Origin of the sequence: Pseudomonas sp. Marseille-P9899 (genome assembly GCF_903166565.1) — a bacterium.
GTDB classification, from domain to species: Bacteria; Pseudomonadota; Gammaproteobacteria; order Pseudomonadales; family Pseudomonadaceae; genus Aquipseudomonas; species Aquipseudomonas huaxiensis.
This window is the reverse complement of the sequence record NZ_CAESCG010000004.1, coordinates 525185-543566: the sequence shown is the minus strand read 5'-3', so window position 1 is coordinate 543566 and position 18382 is coordinate 525185. Positions and strand designations below refer to the sequence as shown.

Here is an 18382-nt window from a genome sequence, read left to right as displayed (position 1 = left end):
TCAGGCTCCTTGTGTAGCGTGCAATTGGCTGGCGATGCGTGGTGGCAGCACGTCGAGGGCGCTGCGGGCGGCGCGGCGCTCGCTGTTGAGCGGGATGTCGTAGGTGATCCGCGCGCCGTAGGCGTTGGGCGCCTGGACCTCGCGGCGAATCTTGTCGAACACCAGCAGGCGGGTGCCGAGGCTGAAGCCTTCACTGAGGTCGTGGGTGACCATGAACACGGTCAGCCGGGTTTCCCGCCACAGTTCCAGCAGCAGCGCGTGCATGTCCTTGCGGATACCCGGATCGAGGGCGCCGAAGGGCTCGTCCAGCAGCAGAACGCGTGGCTTCATCACCAGCGCCTGGGCGATCGCCAGGCGTTGCTGCATGCCGCCGGAAAGCTGCGCCGGGTACTTGTCCAGCGCGTGGCCGAGGCCGACTTTCTCCAGCAACTGCGCCGCCTGCTCGCGGGCTTCGCGCTTGTGCCGGCCCAGCAAGCGACCGAGCAATGGTGCGCGCGGTAGCTCCAGGCCGAGGGCGACGTTGTCGAGCACGTTCAGGTGCGGGAACACCGAGTAGCGCTGAAACACCACGCCGCGGCTGGCGTCGGGTTCGGCCACCAGCGGCTTGCCGTCCAGCAGGATGCTGCCGCGGCTCTGGCGCTCCTGGCCGAGCAGCAGGCGCAGAAAGGTGGACTTGCCGCAGCCGGAGGTGCCGACCAGGGTGCAGAACTCGCCTTCCGCGACGCTTAGCGAAAGGTTTTCCAGCACCACCTGATCGTCGTACACCTGCCAGAGGTTTTTCACTTCAAGAAAGGCGCTCATGGCCGCGCTCCTTCGTACCAGGGGAAGGCGCGGCGCGACAGCAGGCGCAGACCCAGGTCCATCAGCCAGGCCAGCACGGTGATCCACACCACGTAGGGCAGGATCACGTCCATGGCCAGGTAGCGGCGGACCAGGAAGATCCGGTAGCCGAGGCCGTCGGTGGCGGCGATGGCTTCGGCGGCGATCAGGAACAGCCATGCCGCGCCCAGGCTCAGCCGCAGCGACACCAGCAGACGCGGCAGCAACTGCGGCAGCACCACTCGCAGCAGCAGGGTCCAGGTATTGGCGCCAAGGGTCTGCGCCTTGATCAGCAATTCGCGGGGGATTTCCCGGGCGCGCTGCTCCAGGTCACGGGCGATGGCCGGAGCGATGCCGATGACGATCAGCACCACCTTGGACAGCTCGCCGAGGCCGAAGACGATGAACAGCACCGGCAGGATCGCCAGCGGCGGCACCATCGACAACACCGTGAGCAACGGCGACAGCGGCGTGCCGAACAGCGGCAGGGTGCCGGACAGCATGCCCAGGGTCAGGCCGAGCAGGGCAGCGATGCCGATGCCCAGACCGAGGCGGGTGAGGCTGGCGGCGGTGTCTTTCCACAACAGGTAGTCGCCGGTGCGCTTGTCCTCGGTGAAGGCCATGCGCTGCACGGCGTCGACCATCTGCGCGGCGCCGGGCAGCAGTTTGTCGTTGGGGTTTTCGCTGAGCCGCGCCGCCGACCCGGTGAAGTAGGCGAACAGCAGCAAAGCGAAGGGCAAAAGCACCAGAAGCAGGCGCCCGGCCCGGTCGGGCTGACGGTTGATCAGACGCATGGCGAGTATCCCGGTCAGTGACTCAGAGGCTGCCGTCGGCGGCCATTTGCATGTAGCGCGGGTCGAAGCGCAGGCGCAGGTTGCCGGCATCGCCGCGCACCACGTCATTGGCGAAACTCATGCCCACCGCATCGGCGCTTTGCGCGCCTTCGCCGAGCAGACCGTGGTCGAAGCTGAAGCGCGCGACCCGGTCCATCGTCTCCGGCAGCGCCGCGCTGGTGGCAAAGGCCACCGCTTCCTTCGGCGTCGCGAACAGGCGGGTGGCGTTCAACTGCGCCTGGTAGCCGGCGAGATCGGTGCCCGAGGCCTTGGCCATATGCTCCAGCGCCGCCTGGCCGCGCGGGCCGCTGTCGTGCATCAGTGCGACGATTTCATACCAGGCGCCGGTCAGCGCCTTGCCCAGTTCAGGGTGGGCCTTGAGGGTGTCGCTGTTGACCACCAGCAGGTCCATGATCTCGCCGGGGATCTTGCTCGAATCGAACACCAGCGAAGTGTCCGGGGTGGCCGCGACGGTGGAGAGAATCGGGTTCCAGGTAGTCACCGCCGTCACCTCTCGGGTGTTGAAGGCCGCGGCGAGATCGGCGTCGGAGGTGTTCACCACCTTCACATCGCGCTCGCTCAGACCGGCCTGTTCCAGGCCGCGGGCCAGCAGGTAATGCGAGACCGACAGCTCCACCAGATTGACCGACTGACCGCGCAGATCGGCGAGGGTCTTGCCCTTGCCCTTGAGCACCACACCGTCGTTGCCGTTGGAAAAGTCACCGACGATCAGCGCCGTGCTGTCCACGCCACCGGCGGCGGGGATGGTCAGCGCGTCCATATTGGTCATGGTGCAGCCGTCGAACTGGCCGGCGGTGTACTGATTGATCGACTCGACGTAATCGTTGAGCTGAGTGACCTCGATCTCGATCCCGTACTTGTCCGCCCACTTCTTCACGATGCCTTCGCTGGCGCCGTATTCCCACGGCATCCAGCCGGCGTAGATAGTCCAGCAAATGTTGAAACGGTCTTTGGCGAAAGCGCCCGGGGACAGCAGCACGGCGGCGAGGCTCGCGGCCAGCAGAGAGAGCAGACGGGGTGTACGCATGAGAAACCTCCGGTTCGGTTATCGGGCGGGCAGGAGTCGAGCGGCGCGTTGGCGCTCTCTTCTCCCGGGCTTTTATCCCGCCGTGTAACCTCGCTGGAGGTCGACAGCTCTCGGACCAGACACTCGTTGTAGCGAGCCGGAACCCTAGCTGTCCATTTCTCGAATTGTGGTGCTGCGTTGGCCGGGGTGGGCCGGTGACTCCTGCACGGTGGAGGTCAGAGCAAGAGGTGTGCCGGGTTTGGGGGAGGTGCGGATTGTGTGGGGTGTGGGAGTTTGGTGAGGTTGGAGTGGGGAGGAGGGTGCCCGGTTATGAGGCGTGGGTGGGGAGGGGTGATGCATTGTGGTGCTGGGTTGTGGTGATTGGCGGATTACGACCCATAGCTGCCCTTCGCGGAGGGCAGCTATCGGCCAGCATCGAACATTTGATATGGATTGCAGATATCGTACAGACGCTACTCAAGGGCTATGCAGACCTGTTTGAACCAGGCGGCAAAGGTTGGCCAACTTTCGTCTGTGCTTCCGTTGTGTGACCAGTACCGGACAACACCAGTCCGCGATATGCAGAAGTAGTCGCTGTTGTCTTCAATGAAAGGCAACCAATCTCGAGGCACGCCCTGGGCCCAGGCGGCTTCGGTAATTTCAAAGATATCCAGATGGCTGCATCCCCCAAAAATCACCGCTGGTTCAAATGCGGCGTTTGCGACATCGCTGCCACCTTTCAGGAAGCGGATATATTCATCGGGAAAGCGAAAATTGAGCCTGCTCTCTGCGTCAGCAATTTCAGCATCCGTTGGAATACGAAAAGGATTGTCTGTCATTTGTTCAAGTCCGAGTGCTGATCAGTATCGTGCGATGGGCGATGGTTTAGTCAATCAGAGTATGTAGATGTCCGCTTTGGGTCGATATCGGCCGCTCATGAATGTCAGCTATCGACCCAAAGCTGCCAGTGGCCAAAGGCAGCAATCGGCCAGCGGCGGTCAGCAGCTAGTGTCCCGCACGGTTAATTCGTTTATCTACTTAAATGGTTTCGCCCAGTGATTCCGGGGCTTTTAAATTAACGAACTACCCGAGCGGGGCACTAGGCCAAAATCGTATCAGCACCAACAGTCTGTCGCTTGCTGCCCGATGAAAGCCAGTTAGCAGTTGTATTTGCCCAAGTAGGTGAGGGTGGAAGTGCTTTCAGGCAATCGCGTTACGGGCTCGACTTGAAAGGAATGCGAGCGACGGTCGTGCCATATAGCGTCAGGATTTGTGCCAATCATTATGAAATGAGTGAACTGAGATCCCTTTGCGATCACCTCGGCCCGCTCGGCTGGGCTGTTCATCTGAGAAACGACACTATCGAGCCCGCTTGGCAGTTCCACAAAGTCGGAATCCATATGGAACTCGAGCTCGTCAGCCAGCCGCCATGTTGGATTGCGATCTTCCCAGTCACTAAATTCGGTATCTGTGGCGGTTGCGGGAGGTTCTGGTTCCCATTGTTCGAAAGTGAATAATTTTGCCTCTTCATCACTGAAAAAATTCGCCCCAAACAGGTGAAAGCCCCAACTATTGCCATCCATGTGCCACATCTCGCTTAGAGGGAAATCAGCTCATAATGATCTACCCTGGTTTTCGTAGATACATTCCGGGCCCGTTGCGTAGATTTTTCAACTCGTTAAGTAAATGATTGCGCTTATGCCGCAAGAACCTGAGTGACCGCTTTCTCGCCGTGAACTGCTCTCCGCCAGAGTCCCCTTTTCTTCAGTCCCCTTTTCTTCATGCATTGTGGTGCTGTGTCGTGGTGATTGGCCGATTGCGAGCCGAAGCAGCCGCTCAGTGCCAATCCTTTAGGCAGTGCATGCACTGTTGTGCGCGCCATGTTCTCAGCTTTCCACCGCAGAATGAGCAGAAGGCCACTTTTTGCTGGCATCGTAATCTCATTCGGTGGTCGAGGTACTCCCATACGATTTTTGGATCAGTATTTTCCCGGCGGACTATCTCATCTACTACTGCTGGATCACTCGCGTCAAGCAAGCTTCCGATAGCTGATAACGTTTCAATCGAAGGACAATAAGCCGTTATCGACTGGCCGCAACGATCACAAATACGGTGGGCTGGTTTGGGAATCATGAGGTCAGTCCTCGCGCGTAAGCTCGGTACGGTAGTTTGAATGACCACCACTGGAAACAGAAAAATGGACTTGCGCTATCTTTCCTTCAGTCTCTGCCTTGGAACAAGCTTTCGTGAAAATGGCGATTGTTGTCCTTCCCGCATGTCCGCTTCTGGCCGCTTGCTGCCTGTCGTGAGGGGCAGCAAGCGGCCAGAAGCGGACATTGCGAAGATGCATTACGATGCACGCCTACCGTTAGATCATTAGAGTTAACCCATGCAATTCCACGGCTTCGCGTTCGGGCATATCGAGGTTGAGATTCACGACCGTGCGTACGATCTGCATAACTTCTACCAAGCCAGTGCCATCAATTACGACATCGTGGGTCGGTCGCTTGTGCTCAGCTTTACTCGACGGACTGAAGCTTGGGTGCCGCCCGAAGAAGCACGCAAGATTACTCTCAGCTTCCATGAGGTCGACTACTTTTCAGCGAGTGGGGGGGATGAAAACCCAGTTGACGGCGACGGTTGTGTTATTCATTCGATTGGAGAAGTGGAGTCCGACTCCGAGACACAAGCCTTCTACCTCACGGATAACATCCAACCAGATCATCACCTTGTCATGTGCTTCGAATCTGGTCTGACATTACGAGTACAGGCCGCTGAAGCACGGTGCGAAATCGTTTTCTGAGCGGTATAAAACTATAGTCCTGACGTCTGTTTTGCGTCGCAAACCGTCAATCGAACGTCTACTAAACTGGGGCGATTCACCTCTCGCTCAGGCCCGGGCTAATATGCCAACCTAGCGCTCCTCTCACTGTCTTCCCAATAAAATCCAAACAACACCAACCCGTCCACCGGCTCATAAAACATCATCACCAGATCCGCCCCCCAACTTTGATAGTGATACGCAGGCACGCTAGCCACATGGTGGAACGGATTACCCGCAGGACTACACGGATACCCCGCCGTGATCCCGCTCTTCTCGTATTCCTCGTAACCAACCGTCAGGCTGGACGCCGGAAACTTCATGAAGTCCGCCACCCCGCCGATCTGCTCGACGAACGCCACCCGCTCAACCCGGTGCAGCGGCACGTTCTCCGCCAGGTCCGATGGGCAAAGCAGCACCCCTGATTCGTGGTACTTCTTTCGCGCCGCCTCATAAGCCGCTTTCTGGTCAGCGTAATGCGCCAGCAAACTTTCCCGCGCTTCGACATACGGATCAGGAAGGTGCTCATTGCCCGGATGCAGGAAGAAATAACGGGGATCACCCATCAACCGGTAGCGCCCTTCTTCGACCTTGAAACCAATCCAGTTGGTCTGCAAAAGCGGGGAGTGCCAAGGGGTATCTTCGGTCGCCTGGCCAACGTACTCATGCTCGGTGGGCTCCAGCGGCCCCAACATCGTCAGATAGCCCGACCACTCTGGGTTCACCACACTCAGATCAATGCCGAAAAACGGTTGCAAGTGCTCGAGGAGGTCGGCCTGATCTTCCACGAACACCGTTTCTGGCTCCGGGAACGGGTATAGGCCATAAGGGACGTTTCGATAGTCCGGCCAGCTCTTCGCCACCTCGCGGAGCACATTCATGGCCTCCGGGTCCGTACTCAAGCCTTCCTTGTAAACCCTCAACAGGGCCTGCGCCGCCTCGAAATGTTCCGGGCTGAGCTGCGCCAGATCATCCGCGTTGACGGTGTAGCCAGAACACTCCTGCATCGACAGTACAATCGCGCGTAAACATCTAGCGGACGCCCGATGATCATGGACGAGGACGTCCTTGTATTTGAGAAAGGGGGATTCGCTCATCGTTGGTCGTCCTTAGCCGAGATTTTCTTGAAGTAAAAGCAAAACGGCATCCCGAAGGATGCCGTTTTGTATCACATAAAAAGCGCAATCAGGACGCTACAACCGCCGCCTGAGCAGCCTGTGCCTCTGCCGCCGCCCGCGCATTCTGGCGCGCCATGCCGCTGGCGTAGAGCTTGTCCAGCTCGGCCTCACCACGGGCAATCAGCTCTTCCTGAGACTGGGCAATTTTCTTCACTACGAAGTAGTGCAGGGCGGTGAGTGCTGCGTAGCCGACGATGAGCGCGGTAACGATGTCGTCACTGCGGCGTTGCGTCATCATGAACGCGAACGCCGCCAGGTAGATCAGGCCGCCGCCGTAGGTCAGCAGGGCTTCGATCTTGTGCGAGCCCGGCACGACGTTCTTGGTGTAGATGCCGCCATTGCCGTTCCAGTTGATCCAGCCCGCCCAGACCAGCGGCGACATCAGCGCGAACAGCGGGAACATCGCCCAGCCGAAGGCCACCAGGATGCCGCCCCAGACCAGCGAGGCCACGGGGTGGTATTTGGTGCCGGTATCGACGAATTTCTTGCTGGTGGAGTAGTTGATGTCGAGGAAGCTGCGGCCTTTCCAGCTCATGGTGCCGAAGATGTGGCCCGGGCGCGCCTGCAGGTTGCCGTTGCCGGAGTAGGTCACGTCGGTGTCACGGTTGATGTCGTACAGCCAGGTGTTGTGGCTGACCTGCACGTCATGGCTGGTGTGGCTTTCCAGGTTGCCGAAGGCGTTCTGCTGGACGGTGGTGTTGCTGAACACGGTGTGGTTGGTTCTGGTGTCCAGCACGCGGCCGACCAGCAGCTGCATGTCGTCCAAGGCATTGGTGCTGTCGCCGAACACGGTGCGCCCGGATTTGCCACGCTGCCAGATCGAAAAACCGACGTAGCCGATCGCCGCGCCGATGGCCAGCCAAGGCCAACGGTAGGAGGTGACGATTTCGATGTTGTACATCAGATCGATTTCGGACTCATAGATGAACCAGAAGGCCGCCAAAGCACCCGCGCCGGCGAAGCCCAGCGCCGATTTGCGCTTGAATGCCGCGTAGCCGGCAGCGACCGTCAGCAGAAAGATGATAAAGCTCACTTCGTATCCTCGTATTGGTAAGACCGGTTTCCGGTTCGGCGACAAGATACCGGCGCCAAGGACCTGAGGCGAGTGAAAGTTGCAGTTTGCCATCATTGTGGGATGGCTCTGGGGCGGGGCTTTGCGCTTTCAGGGCGAAGGGTGTCGCTAGTTGGCCGCGACAAGGCGGGTCCAGTAACGGGTGTAGCGCTCGACACGCACCGGCAGGGCGCGGGCGATGACGCCGAGGGCCATGTCGATATCGTCCAGCGGGTAACTGCCGGACACCTTCAGGTGGCCAATTTCCGCCGCGCAACCGAGGTAGCCGCTGCGATAGCGCTGCAGTTCGGCGAGCAGGCGGTCGAGGCGCCAGCCGTCCACTACCAGGCGGCCACGGGTCCAGTTTTCCGCCTCGCTGGAGGAGGCATCGGAGGTCGTCAGGCGGGTATCGCTGAAGTGCACCGAGTGGCCGGCCTGGATCACTTGCTCTGCGCCGGTCACCTGGCGCGGTCGCACCGCGACGGCGTGTTCGAATACGTCGAGGCGGGTCTGGCGGTCTTCCTGGCGCACGCTGAAGCGGGTGCCGAGGGCGCGCATGTCGCCTTCGGCGCTGCGCACGATCAACGGGCGCGGATCGCTGCCGGTGGCGAGGTGGATTGCTCCGGCCCGGAGGATCAGCAGGCGGGTACCCGCGTCGAAGCGCAGGTCCACGGCGGAGGCGGTGTCGAGGGTCAGGCGGGTGCCGTCGGCGAGGATTTCACTGCGCCGCTCGCCAGTCGCGGTGCGCCGGTCGGCCAGCCAGATGCCCGACTCGCGGTAGCCACCCCAGCCCACCGCTCCCAGGCCAACACCCAGAAGGAGGCCCTTGAGCAGGGTGCGCCGGTCCACGCCGGGGGCTTGTCGTGTGACCTTGTCCAGTACCCGATAAGCCAGTGGTCGCGGCACGGCGCCCATCTGCGATTGCAACAGGTTCAGGCGCTCCCAGGCCCATTGATGGCTCGGGTGTTCGTGGTGCCAGGCCAGCCATTGCGCCTGGATATCCGGGTTGTCGGGGCTGGCGCCCATCCGCGCGAACCACTGTGAGGCGTCGCGCAGGGCCTGGCGTTCGCGGGGGCTGGTCACTCGGCGGATTCCAGGGCGAACAGCAGGCAATGCTCGGTGGCGCGGGCGATGTACTTGGTCACCGAGCTGACCGAGACATTCAATTGCGCAGCGATCTGTGGGTAGGTCAGGCCCTGCAATTGCGACAGCAGGAACGCCGTCTTGGCCTTCACGCCGAGGCCGCTGAGCATGCGGTCGAGGGCCTGCAAGGTCTGCAGCATCACCAGCCGCTCCTCGGGAGACAGATCGTAGTGCTCCGGCTCTTCGGCGAGGACTTCCAGGTAGGCGCGCTCCACCGACTGGCGACGGAAGCTGTCGATCATCACCCGCCGCGCGATGGTCAGCAGAAAGCTCCGCGGCTCTTTGAGGCTGGCCGCCACGGGGCTGCGCTGTTCGGCCAGGAGGACGCGGATGAAGGTGTCCTGGGCCAGGTCAGCGGCCTGCTGCGAGCAGCCAGTGTTCTGGCGCAACCAACTGACCAGCCACGGCTGATGGCGGGAGTACAGCTCTGCGACGGGGTTGAGGGGATAGGCCATGGGGACGGGAATGCATGAATGGGAATGAGTCGCAATATATGTAAACTTGCCGCCTCCGGCAATCGCTTCGAGGAGGCGAAGCCGTGATTGAAAAAAATTTCGCGGGGCATTGTCGGTTTCCGTCCAGGTGCGCGACTGCACTACAGAACTTGAAAAAACACTTGGGCATCAGGAGACACCATGCAGTACGACCGCTTCACAGCCAACCGCGGCTTGCCGTTCAAACGGGCACTGCTCAGCGCCTCGCTGTGCCTGGCACTGGCCAGCACCGCGCACGTCCAGGCCGCTGCCGCCAGCAGCACTGCCATCCACAGCTACAGCATCGGCGCGGGGTCGCTGGGGAGCGTGCTCAACCGCTTCGCCACCGAGGCGGGCGTGGCGCTGTCGTTCGACACCGGGCTGACGCAGGGCAAGCAGAGCAATGGCCTGAGTGGCAACTACGGTGTCGAGCAGGGCTTCGCCGTGTTGCTGGCCGGCAGCGGCCTGGTGGCGGTGGTCGGCGCTGATGGCAGCTTTGTGCTGGTCCCGGCTGCCGAAAGCGGCAGCGTGCAATTGGGCGCCACCAGCATCAACGGCCAGGGCCTGGGCAGCACCAGCGAGCATTCCGGTTCCTACACCACCGGTGCAATGCAGACCGCGACCAAGCTGCCGCTGTCGCTGCGCGAGACGCCGCAGTCGGTGACCGTCATCACCCGCCAGCGCATGGACGACCAGGAGCTGCGCACCCTCGATCAAGTGGTACAGGCCACCCCCGGCCTGCGCAACAGCGCGGCGCGGCCGACCAACAACGAGTTCTTCTCCCGCGGTTTTCCCATCACCAACCTGATGTTCGATGGCCTGAGCACCACCTACAACGCCGACTGGGTGAGCAACGCCGACATGGCGCCCTACGACCGCGTCGAAGTGGTCCGCGGCGCCACCGGCATGATGCAGGGCGCGGGCGAGCCGTCGGCGGCGATCAACATGGTGCGCAAGCGCCCGACCCGCGAGTTCCAGGGCAGCGTCAAGGGCAGCGTCGGCAGTTGGGACAACTACCGCGGCGAGCTGGACCTGTCCGGTCCGCTGAACGACAACGGCAGCCTGCGCGGGCGCCTGGTCGGCGCGTATCAAGACAAGCAGGGCTTCCAGGACTACACCGGCAAGGAGCGCAGCGTGCTCTATGCCATCGGCGAGGCCGACCTGAGCGAAGACACCACCCTGACCCTGGGCCTCACCAACCAGAACGACAACCTCAACAGCAACTGGGGCGGCCTGCCGGTCAACCGCGACGGCAGCCACCTGAACGTGCCGCGCTCCACCAACCTCGGCTATAGCTGGGGTCATCAGGACACCGACACCCAAACCCTGTTCGTCGAGGTGGACCACCGCCTGGACAACGACTGGCGCCTGCATCTGGCAGCCTCGAAAAGCTGGTCGGACTACGAGTTGATGGGCGCGGTGCTGGAGCATTACGCCAGCTACCAGCAGCGCATTTTCAACCAGCGCCACGACTACGATCAGTCCTCCTACGACGCCTACGCCAGCGGTCCTTTCAGTCTGCTGGGACGCGAGCATGAGCTGGTGGTCGGGGCCAGCAAGCGCGAGGTCCGCGACAGCGTGCGCGGTGGCAGCCTCATCCACGTGGTGGGCGGCATCGACAACTGGGACGCCCACAGCCTCGACCGGCCGGTGGTCCCGGACCTCTACACCCAGGCGGAGAAGACCACCCAGGAAGGCGCTTACCTGACCACGCGCTGGAACCTCGCCGATCCGCTGAAGCTGATCCTCGGCGCGCGCCTGGACTGGTACGACTCCGTCGCGCTGTACAGCACCACCGACGCCTACTACACCCCGGACGCCGACCCGCGAGTGCGCATCGTGCGCAACGTCACCAAGTACGCCGGAGTGATCTACGACCTAGACGACAACCACTCGGTCTACGCCAGCTACACCGACATCTTCAAACCGCAACGGGAGAAGAACACCAGCGGCGGCACCCTCAAGCCCATCACCGGCAAGAACTACGAACTGGGCATCAAGGGCGAGTACTTCGACCGCACCCTGACCGCCAGCGCGACCCTGTTCCAGACCGACCAGCTCAACCGCGCCGCCGATGTCGAGGACATCAGCCGCTGTACCGGCCAGCCCGCCGGCAGCTATTGCTCGGAAGCTTCCGGCAAGGTGCGCAGCCAGGGCGTGGAGTTCGAAGTGATCGGGGCGTTGACCCCGGACTGGCAGGTGGGCGCCGGCTACACCTTCGCCCAGGCCAAGTACCGCAAGGATGCCGACAAGGCCAAGGAAGGGCGCCTGTTCGACACCGACATCCCGCGCCATCTGTTCAAGCTCAACACCACCTGGCACCTGCCGGGCGAGCTGAACCAGTGGCGCGTGGGCGGCGACCTGTATGCGCAGAGCCGCATCTTCAACAAGGGCGTTTCCTCCACCTACGGCAATTACCACATCGAGCAGAACGCCTACGTGCTGGTCGGGTTGATGGCGGGGTACAAGGTCAGCAAGGACATCGACACCCAGCTCAACTTCAACAACGTCTTCGACAAGAAGTATTACCAGGGCCTGGCGATGAACAACTCGTGGAGCCCGTATGACGTGTACGGCGAGCCGCGGAACTTCACCCTGACGGCAAAGTATTCCTTCTGATCACTAGCTCACCCCCTGCGGGGTGGGCTGCCTCTCCGGCATGATTCCAGACAGCCATGGCCCTTTCGTGGCGAATGAGATAAATTCTCAATCCCATTCATCCAAGAGCCCCTTGCCGTGGCTGACACCAACAAGCTGATGCACGACGTCTACAGCGAACACCACGCCTGGGTGCTCGGCTGGCTGCGCAAGAAGCTCGGCTGCGCGCATAACGCGGCGGACGTGGCACAGGACACCTTCCTCAGAATTCTCTCGTCCCGCGATGCCTTGCTGCTGGCGAGCCAGTCGCGGGGCTATATCGCGACCACCGCGCGCAACCTGCTGATCGACCGCGCCCGTCGCCAACGGCTGGAAAAGGCCTATCTGGAAGAGTTGGCGCTGCTTGCTCTGGAGCATCCCGGCGCGCCGAGCGCCGAGCGGATCTGGGAAACCCTCGACGCGCTGGAGCAGATCTGTGCGTTGCTCGAAGGCCTCGGCGCCAAGCCGCGGCAGGCGTTTCTGCTGCATTACCTCGAAGGCCAGCCGCAGGCGCGGGTCGCTGAACAACTCGGGATCAGCGTGCGCATGGTGCAGAAGCATCTGGTGCAGGTGCTGCTGCATTGCCAGAAGGTGCGCGAGCAGCCGTGAGCGACGACAACGACCTGGCCCTGCAGGCCGCTGAATGGCTGGTGCTGCTCAGCGCCGACGATCCCGTCGAGCGCGAGCAGGCCGAGCGTGATTACCAGCAGTGGAAGTACCTCAGTCCCGCCCATGCCGAGGCTGCCGAGGGCATGGAGCGTCTGTTGGCGAGCCTGCGCGGAATACGCCAGGAGCCCGCCAGCGATCAGCGCCTGCACCGCTTGATCGACGGCGAAGTACGTTTTACCGAGCGTCGGCGGCGCAACAAGCGGCTCGGCGCGGTGCTGGGTCTGAGCCTGATGTTGCTGGTGCCGGGCTGGCTGACCTGGCAGCACTATCCCGGCGCGTTGCTGTTTGCCGATCTGGATACCGCAACCGGTCAGTGGCAGGAGACACGTCTGGAAGATGGCAGCCGCCTGATTCTGGCGGGCGGCAGTGCGGTGAATCTGCATTTCACTGCGTCCGGCCGCGAGGTGGAGTTGCTGCGCGGTGATATCCGCGTGGAAGTCGCCGCCGATGCGCAGCGGCCATTCCTGGTGCTGACCCGCGAGGGCAGCATTCGCGCGTTGGGCACGCGGTTCGTGGTCAGCAAGCAGGCCGAGGCCACCGACCTGAGCATGCTTGAATCGAAAGTCGTCGCCCGCGCCCGTGAAGGGCAGGACGAGGCGGTGGTCGCGGCGGGGCAGCAGGTGCGGATTCGTCGCGACGGCCTCGATAGCCTGCAGGTCATCGACCCGCAAGCCACCGATCAGGCCTGGCAGCAACATCGCCTGTTGGCACGCGGCTTGCCGTTGTCGCAGGTGCTGGAGCAACTGGAGCGGCAGTATGTCGGGGTGCTCAGTTTCGACCGCGAGGCGCTGGCGTCGATCCAGGTGTTCGCCTCGCTGCCGCTGGACAATCCGCAGCGGGCGTTGCAGTTGCTGGAAGCCAGCCTGCCGATCGAGGTCAGCCGCGTGACGCCGTGGTTGACGCGGGTGCAGTTGCGGCGCGAGTAGGCTGCGTGAAAGATTTTTCGCGGCGGTGGTTCGTCTTTTTTCGGGTGGTGCGTTGAGGTTCATGAGAATGAAATTCAACACAGGGAGACGCTTCACCATGTCGCAACCACGCATCCGCACCCGGATCAAACCGTTGTTCCTGGCCATCCAGTTGGCCTGCGCACTGCCGCTGGGCATCGCCGGCCAGGTTCACGCCGAACAAACGGGCGCGCAGTACAGCATCGGCGCGGGTGCGCTGGGCGATGTGCTCAGCCAGTTCGCCGCCCAGGCCGGGATCGACCTGGCGGTCGATGGCCGTCTGGTGTCCGGCCTGCGCAGCGCCGGCCTGCACGGCAGCTTCACCGCCGAGGACGGCTTGCGTCACCTGTTGGCTGGCAGCGGCTATGGTTTCGCACTGACCGCCGCGGGCTATGTGCTGGTGCCGAAGCCGGAGCAGGGCGCGGCGCTGCAACTGGACGCCACCAGCATCAATGGCGTTCTCGCCTCGCAGAATCCCAAAGGGCCGGTGGACGGCTACCTGGCGACCCGCGCCAGCAGCGCCACCAAGACCGACACGCCGCTGCTGGAAACCACCCAGTCGATCTCGGTAGTGACCCGCGACCGCATGGCCGTGCAGGGCGCGCAGACCGTCAGCGAAAGCCTTGGCTACACCGCGGGCGTGCACGCCAACGTCGCCGGCAACAACCCCACCGACAACACCATCATGGTTCGCGGTTTCCAGCAGATTAACGCCAACGCCTACACCGACGGCCTGCGCAACAACCAGATCGGCTACTACGCTCCCGAGCCCTACGGCATGGAGCGCATCGAAGTGCTCAAGGGCCCGGCCTCGGTGCTCTACGGCCAGGGCTCGCCGGGCGGTACGGTGAACTTTGTGTCCAAGCGTCCGACCTTCACTGAGCAGCGCGAAGTGGGTATTTCCGCCGGCAGCCATGACCGCGCGCAGCTCTACACCGACGTCGCCGGTGTGCTCGATGAGCAGAAGACCCTGGCGTACCGCGTGGTTGCCCTCGGTCGTGACGCCAACAACGGCATCGACGGCATCAAGGATGATCGTGTCTACATCGCCCCGAGCCTGACCTGGGCGCCGAACGAAGACACCTCGCTGACCTTGCTCGCCTCGTACCAGCGCAACAAGAACCTGTTCACCAGCAACATGCCGTACTCGCTGTTCGACGGCTCCAACCCCAATGGCCGGGTGCCGCGCCACCGCTCGCTGAACGAGCCCGGCTTCGATGCCGAAAAGTCCGAGCAGACCAGCCTCGGCTACGAACTCAACCACGCCCTCAGCGAACACTGGACCTTCCGCCAGAACGCCCGTTTCACTCACTACACCGGTTATGAAAACCAGTTGTTCCGCAACAGCGGGGTGATCAACACCACCACCATCAACCGCTATTACCAGATGCGCGACTACGAGAACGACAACTTCTCCATCGACAACCAGTTGCTCGGCACCTTCGATACCGGGCCGTTCAGCCACACCTTGCTCAGCGGTGTGGATTATCAGCACAGCAAGCGCTCCAACCAGATCCAGACCGGTAACGCGCCGGCGATCAACATCTACGCACCGGACCGCAACGCGATCATCGACACCACGGCGTACACCAGCCTGATGAACACCGCCGACAAGAGCCGGCAACTGGGCGTCTACCTGCAGGACCAGATCAAGCTGGGCAACTGGGTCGCGTCCCTCGGCGGGCGCTACGACTGGGCTAGCCAGGACACCGACAGCCGCACCTACACCGTCGCCAGCAACCGCACCACGGGCGGGTTACAGACCGTGGACGCGGAAGACTTCACCGGCCGCGTCGGCCTCGGTTACCTGTTCGACACCGGGGTGTTCCCGTATATCAGCTACACCGAATCCTTCGTCCCGACCTCCGGCACCGACCGCAGCGGTTCGGCCTTCCAGCCGGAAACCGCCAAGCAGTATGAAGTGGGCGTGAAGTACCAGCCGACTGGCTACGACAGCTACGTCACGCTGTCGGCTTTCGACCTGCGCCGGCAGAACGTGCTGACCACCGATGTGGCGGCGCCGAGTTTCAGTGTTCAGGAGGGTGAAGTCTCTTCACGGGGTATCGAGCTGGAAGGCGTGCTCAAGCCGGTCGAAGGGCTGAACGTGATCGCCTCCTGGACCCTGAACAAGGTCGAGGTGAGCAAGGACAACCCCAACATTGCCGGCGTCAGCAACAAGGGCAAGACCCCGGCCCGCACACCTGAGCACCTGGCCTCGCTGTGGTCCGACTACACCCTGCAATCCGGCCCGCTGGCGGGACTCGGCTTTGGGGCGGGCGTTCGCTATACCGGCTCGACCTACGGCGATGCGCAAAACACCTTTCAGGTGCCGGATTACACCGTGGTCGATGCGATGGTCAGCTACGACTTCGGCAAGGCGGATCGCAGCCTCGATGGCCTGAAGGCGCAGGTGAACGTGAAGAACCTGACCGACAAGTATTACGTCGCCGGTTGCTTCGCCACGGTCGGCTGCCTGCTGGGGGCGGAGCGGAAGGTGACGGCGGATCTGACGTACAGGTGGTGAGCTGACATCATCGCGAGCAAGCTCGCTCCTACAGTTCAGTGCAATCTCTGTAGGCGCGAGCTTGCCCGCGAAGGGCCCACCTCACGCCGAATAAAGCGCCACTGCCTTGCGCAGGTTATCCCGCACATGCTCGCGCAACGCCACCGGCCCCAACACCTCGATATCCGCCGCATTGCTCAACAAAAACAGGCGCAAGCCCTGGCTGTCGAGAAGGTTGCAGGTCAGCTTCCAGTGCTCGGCGCCATCGGCTTGCAACACTTGATCATCGGTCAGCGGGTTCTCCCACAGCCGGTTGTACAGGTTGGCGCCCAAGCGCAATTCCAGGCGGATTTCGCCGTCGCCATGCAAGGTCATCAAGTGCCGCTGGGCCTCCAGCGAATGCACGTCGTAACCCTCGGGGTCGGCGATGTTCACTCGACCCGTGTCGATCGCGACAATCCGGTGCAGCATCAACGCACACAACTCGCCCGGCCCGTTGCTGCCGTATTTGCCGCGCGGTTTTTGCGGGTCGGGTTGATAACCATCGAGCCACTGTTCCTCCGCCACCAGCGCCGATAGATACGTGTTGGAATCCTGGAGGGAGAGGGCCAGCGGCTTGAGCTGATAGACACACAGCGCGTCGTCCGCGTCCCGCGGGCGATAGGTCACTGCCAGTGGCTCGTCGTGGTAGATCGCCTGGTGCAGACGGATCAGCAACGCGGCGTCATAGCGCCCCGGCCGCAGCACCATGAAGCGGGTGCCAGAGGTGATGCGCCGGCCCAGATCAATCCCGCGCGGGGTCTGATGGTTCATCACGCGGATGGCGAAGTTGCGCAGTTCGGTCAGTTGTTCGGTGTGAGTCTTGAGTCCGAAGCGCTCGGCATGATCGAAGATCGCCGACAGGGTCATGGCCTCGATCGGCAGCAGTTTCAGCTCATGCTGGTATTTGCTGATCCGCCACAGGATCGGCAGGCCGTTGCCCTGTTCCTCAGGCTGCACCACGCCTTTTCCTTCGAGCCATTCGAGGTCGCGATTGATGGTTTTCAGCGAGCCGGACCATTCGCTGTCAGCGCCGTGCATCAGTTTGAGCAGGGTCGAGGCGGGTTGCGCTTGCTGCTGGCGGCCCAGCGCCTGGAGAAGCCGCTCGCGGCGAATTTCAAAATTTTTCATCGAATCTGGCGGACCTGGACAAAAAGTGGGAAGGCTGGCTGTTTTCATACCCGGGCTGACAGGCGATAGTGCCTGCGCCAGCCCACAGGAGCATCACATGAAGCGTCAGTCCTACCTCGCTGCTACTCACGTTGCCGGTTTTATCGACTGGTTGGCCACCGAGCTTGAATCGGTTTCGCTGTTCCGCCACCAATACGTCGACCGCCGCAAGGCGTCCATCTGGCAGTGCAGCGACCTGTTCGACGCCTTCGAAGGCTACCGCTGGAACCACCCCGGCAACGAGCGCCTGGGCTACGACGCCGGCGACTGCCCACGCAGCAACGCCATCGCCCTCGATGCTCTGCGCCATGATCTGCTGGCGGCCAGCGGCGATGACGAGCGCAGCCTGCTGGCCTCGCTGGACGTGATGGCCTGGGGCGGCGTCAGCGCCCGCAATGCCGACTGGCTCAAGACCAACGAGCACGGCCTGGCGCAGACCCTGCACACGGTCAAGGCGGCGCTCGACGCCGGCGATTCGCAAGCGCCGGTACTGCGCGACAAGGGCTTGCGCTTCAACTCCGGGATGACCAAGGTCTACTCGCTGCTCTGTGAAGACTTCCTGATCTACGACAGCCGCGTGGCGGCGGCGCTGGGCTGGCTGGTGGTCAAGTACTGCAAGGCCAAGCACCTGGCCTGGGTGCCGGCCGAGTTGTGCTTCCCCTGGGCGGCGGCCAAGGAGGGGGTCAACAGCGCCTCGCCGAAGCAGCGCAATCCGGGCAACCCGCAACTGCAGTTCAAGCGCCTGCGCGCCGGGCATCACCATGCGCTGTGGAACCTGCGGGCAAGCTGGCTGCTCAGTGCGGTGCTGGCGCATCCGGCGGCGGCGGACAGCCGTTTCAATCGAGTGACCGGGCCGGTTACGCCTTTGCGAGCGCTGGAAGCCGCGTGTTTCATGATCGGCTATGACCTGGGCACGGACGACGGTGTGCAGGAATACAGCGACGAATTCGCCCAACGGATTCTGACGGTCGCGGAAGAGGACTGTGTCGAGATCGACGCCGATGAGCTGATCGGGCAACTGGATGAAATGATCAAGGCGGCGCGGGAGAACAACAGCGGGCGGGTCTGAAGCGTG

Annotated in this window: 16 protein-coding genes and 1 riboswitch; of the genes, 6 read left to right on the top strand and 10 right to left on the bottom strand. The window is 62.4% G+C overall.

The features are described 5' to 3' along the window. The 5 genes from HWV67_RS22225 to HWV67_RS22205 all read right to left on the bottom strand — a co-directional run bounded on the left by HWV67_RS22225 (position 1) and on the right by HWV67_RS22205 (position 4262). Positions 1-801: an ABC transporter ATP-binding protein gene (locus HWV67_RS22225; protein WP_175652797.1), complete on the bottom strand. Its 801-nt coding sequence runs from the start codon at positions 799-801 to the stop codon at positions 1-3. Then, positions 798-1613 (bottom strand): ABC transporter permease, encoded by an 816-nt coding sequence (locus HWV67_RS22220; RefSeq protein ID WP_110972910.1) that lies wholly within the window; start codon positions 1611-1613, stop codon positions 798-800. The genes HWV67_RS22225 and HWV67_RS22220 overlap by 4 nt, the downstream gene beginning before the upstream one ends. Before the next feature lie 22 nt (positions 1614-1635). After that, positions 1636-2700, bottom strand: a complete 1065-nt coding sequence (locus HWV67_RS22215; protein ID WP_175652796.1) for a putative urea ABC transporter substrate-binding protein — start codon at positions 2698-2700, stop codon at positions 1636-1638. Positions 2701-2759: 59 nt separating this feature from the next. Beyond that, a riboswitch (guanidine-I (ykkC/yxkD leader) is annotated at positions 2760-2859 on the bottom strand. A gap of 293 nt (positions 2860-3152) precedes the next feature. Beyond that, on the bottom strand, positions 3153-3518 hold the full coding sequence (locus tag HWV67_RS22210; RefSeq protein ID WP_175652795.1) for an SMI1/KNR4 family protein: 366 nt from the start codon (positions 3516-3518) through the stop codon (positions 3153-3155). Between the two features lie 318 nt (positions 3519-3836). Next, on the bottom strand, positions 3837-4262 hold the full coding sequence (locus HWV67_RS22205; protein ID WP_175652794.1) for a hypothetical protein: 426 nt from the start codon (positions 4260-4262) through the stop codon (positions 3837-3839). Positions 4263-5068: 806 nt separating this feature from the next. Here HWV67_RS22205 and HWV67_RS22200 point away from each other — a divergent pair. After that, on the top strand, positions 5069-5482 hold the full coding sequence (locus HWV67_RS22200) for a hypothetical protein (RefSeq protein WP_175652793.1): 414 nt from the start codon (positions 5069-5071) through the stop codon (positions 5480-5482). A gap of 98 nt (positions 5483-5580) precedes the next feature. Here HWV67_RS22200 and HWV67_RS22195 read toward each other — a convergent pair whose 3' ends face one another. The 4 genes from HWV67_RS22195 to HWV67_RS22180 all read right to left on the bottom strand — a co-directional run bounded on the left by HWV67_RS22195 (position 5581) and on the right by HWV67_RS22180 (position 9327). Next, positions 5581-6597 carry a hypothetical protein gene (locus HWV67_RS22195; protein WP_256680169.1) on the bottom strand — a complete coding sequence of 339 codons (1017 nt, stop codon included), beginning with the start codon at positions 6595-6597 and terminating at the stop codon, positions 5581-5583. Positions 6598-6685: 88 nt separating this feature from the next. Next, on the bottom strand, positions 6686-7711 hold the full coding sequence (locus tag HWV67_RS22190) for a hypothetical protein (RefSeq protein WP_175652792.1): 1026 nt from the start codon (positions 7709-7711) through the stop codon (positions 6686-6688). A gap of 147 nt (positions 7712-7858) precedes the next feature. Next, positions 7859-8812, bottom strand: coding sequence for a FecR domain-containing protein (locus tag HWV67_RS22185; protein WP_175652791.1), 954 nt, complete (start codon positions 8810-8812; stop codon positions 7859-7861). Beyond that, positions 8809-9327, bottom strand: coding sequence for a sigma-70 family RNA polymerase sigma factor (locus HWV67_RS22180; protein ID WP_175652790.1), 519 nt, complete (start codon positions 9325-9327; stop codon positions 8809-8811). The genes HWV67_RS22185 and HWV67_RS22180 overlap by 4 nt, the downstream gene beginning before the upstream one ends. Before the next feature lie 180 nt (positions 9328-9507). On the opposite strand from HWV67_RS22180, the gene HWV67_RS22175 reads away from it, so the two are divergent. The 4 genes from HWV67_RS22175 (at position 9508) to HWV67_RS22160 (ending at position 16119) form a co-directional block, all read left to right on the top strand. Further along, positions 9508-11964: a TonB-dependent siderophore receptor gene (locus tag HWV67_RS22175; protein WP_175652789.1), complete on the top strand. Its 2457-nt coding sequence runs from the start codon at positions 9508-9510 to the stop codon at positions 11962-11964. A 138-nt stretch (positions 11965-12102) separates the two neighbouring features. Beyond that, on the top strand, positions 12103-12591 hold the full coding sequence (locus tag HWV67_RS22170; RefSeq protein ID WP_175652829.1) for a sigma-70 family RNA polymerase sigma factor: 489 nt from the start codon (positions 12103-12105) through the stop codon (positions 12589-12591). Next, positions 12588-13577, top strand: a complete 990-nt coding sequence (locus tag HWV67_RS22165) for a FecR family protein (RefSeq protein WP_175652788.1) — start codon at positions 12588-12590, stop codon at positions 13575-13577. Before HWV67_RS22170 ends, HWV67_RS22165 begins: the two co-directional genes overlap by 4 nt. 97 nt (positions 13578-13674) lie before the next feature. Then, on the top strand, positions 13675-16119 hold the full coding sequence (locus tag HWV67_RS22160; RefSeq protein ID WP_175652787.1) for a TonB-dependent siderophore receptor: 2445 nt from the start codon (positions 13675-13677) through the stop codon (positions 16117-16119). Between the two features lie 81 nt (positions 16120-16200). Here HWV67_RS22160 and HWV67_RS22155 read toward each other — a convergent pair whose 3' ends face one another. Next, positions 16201-17268 (bottom strand): helix-turn-helix transcriptional regulator, encoded by a 1068-nt coding sequence (locus HWV67_RS22155; protein ID WP_175652786.1) that lies wholly within the window; start codon positions 17266-17268, stop codon positions 16201-16203. Between the two features lie 97 nt (positions 17269-17365). Between HWV67_RS22155 and HWV67_RS22150 the strand changes: the two genes are divergently transcribed. Next, a complete protein-coding gene (locus HWV67_RS22150; protein WP_256680168.1) occupies positions 17366-18376 on the top strand; it encodes a hypothetical protein in 1011 nt (336 codons plus the stop codon). Positions 18377-18382 lie beyond the last annotated feature (6 nt).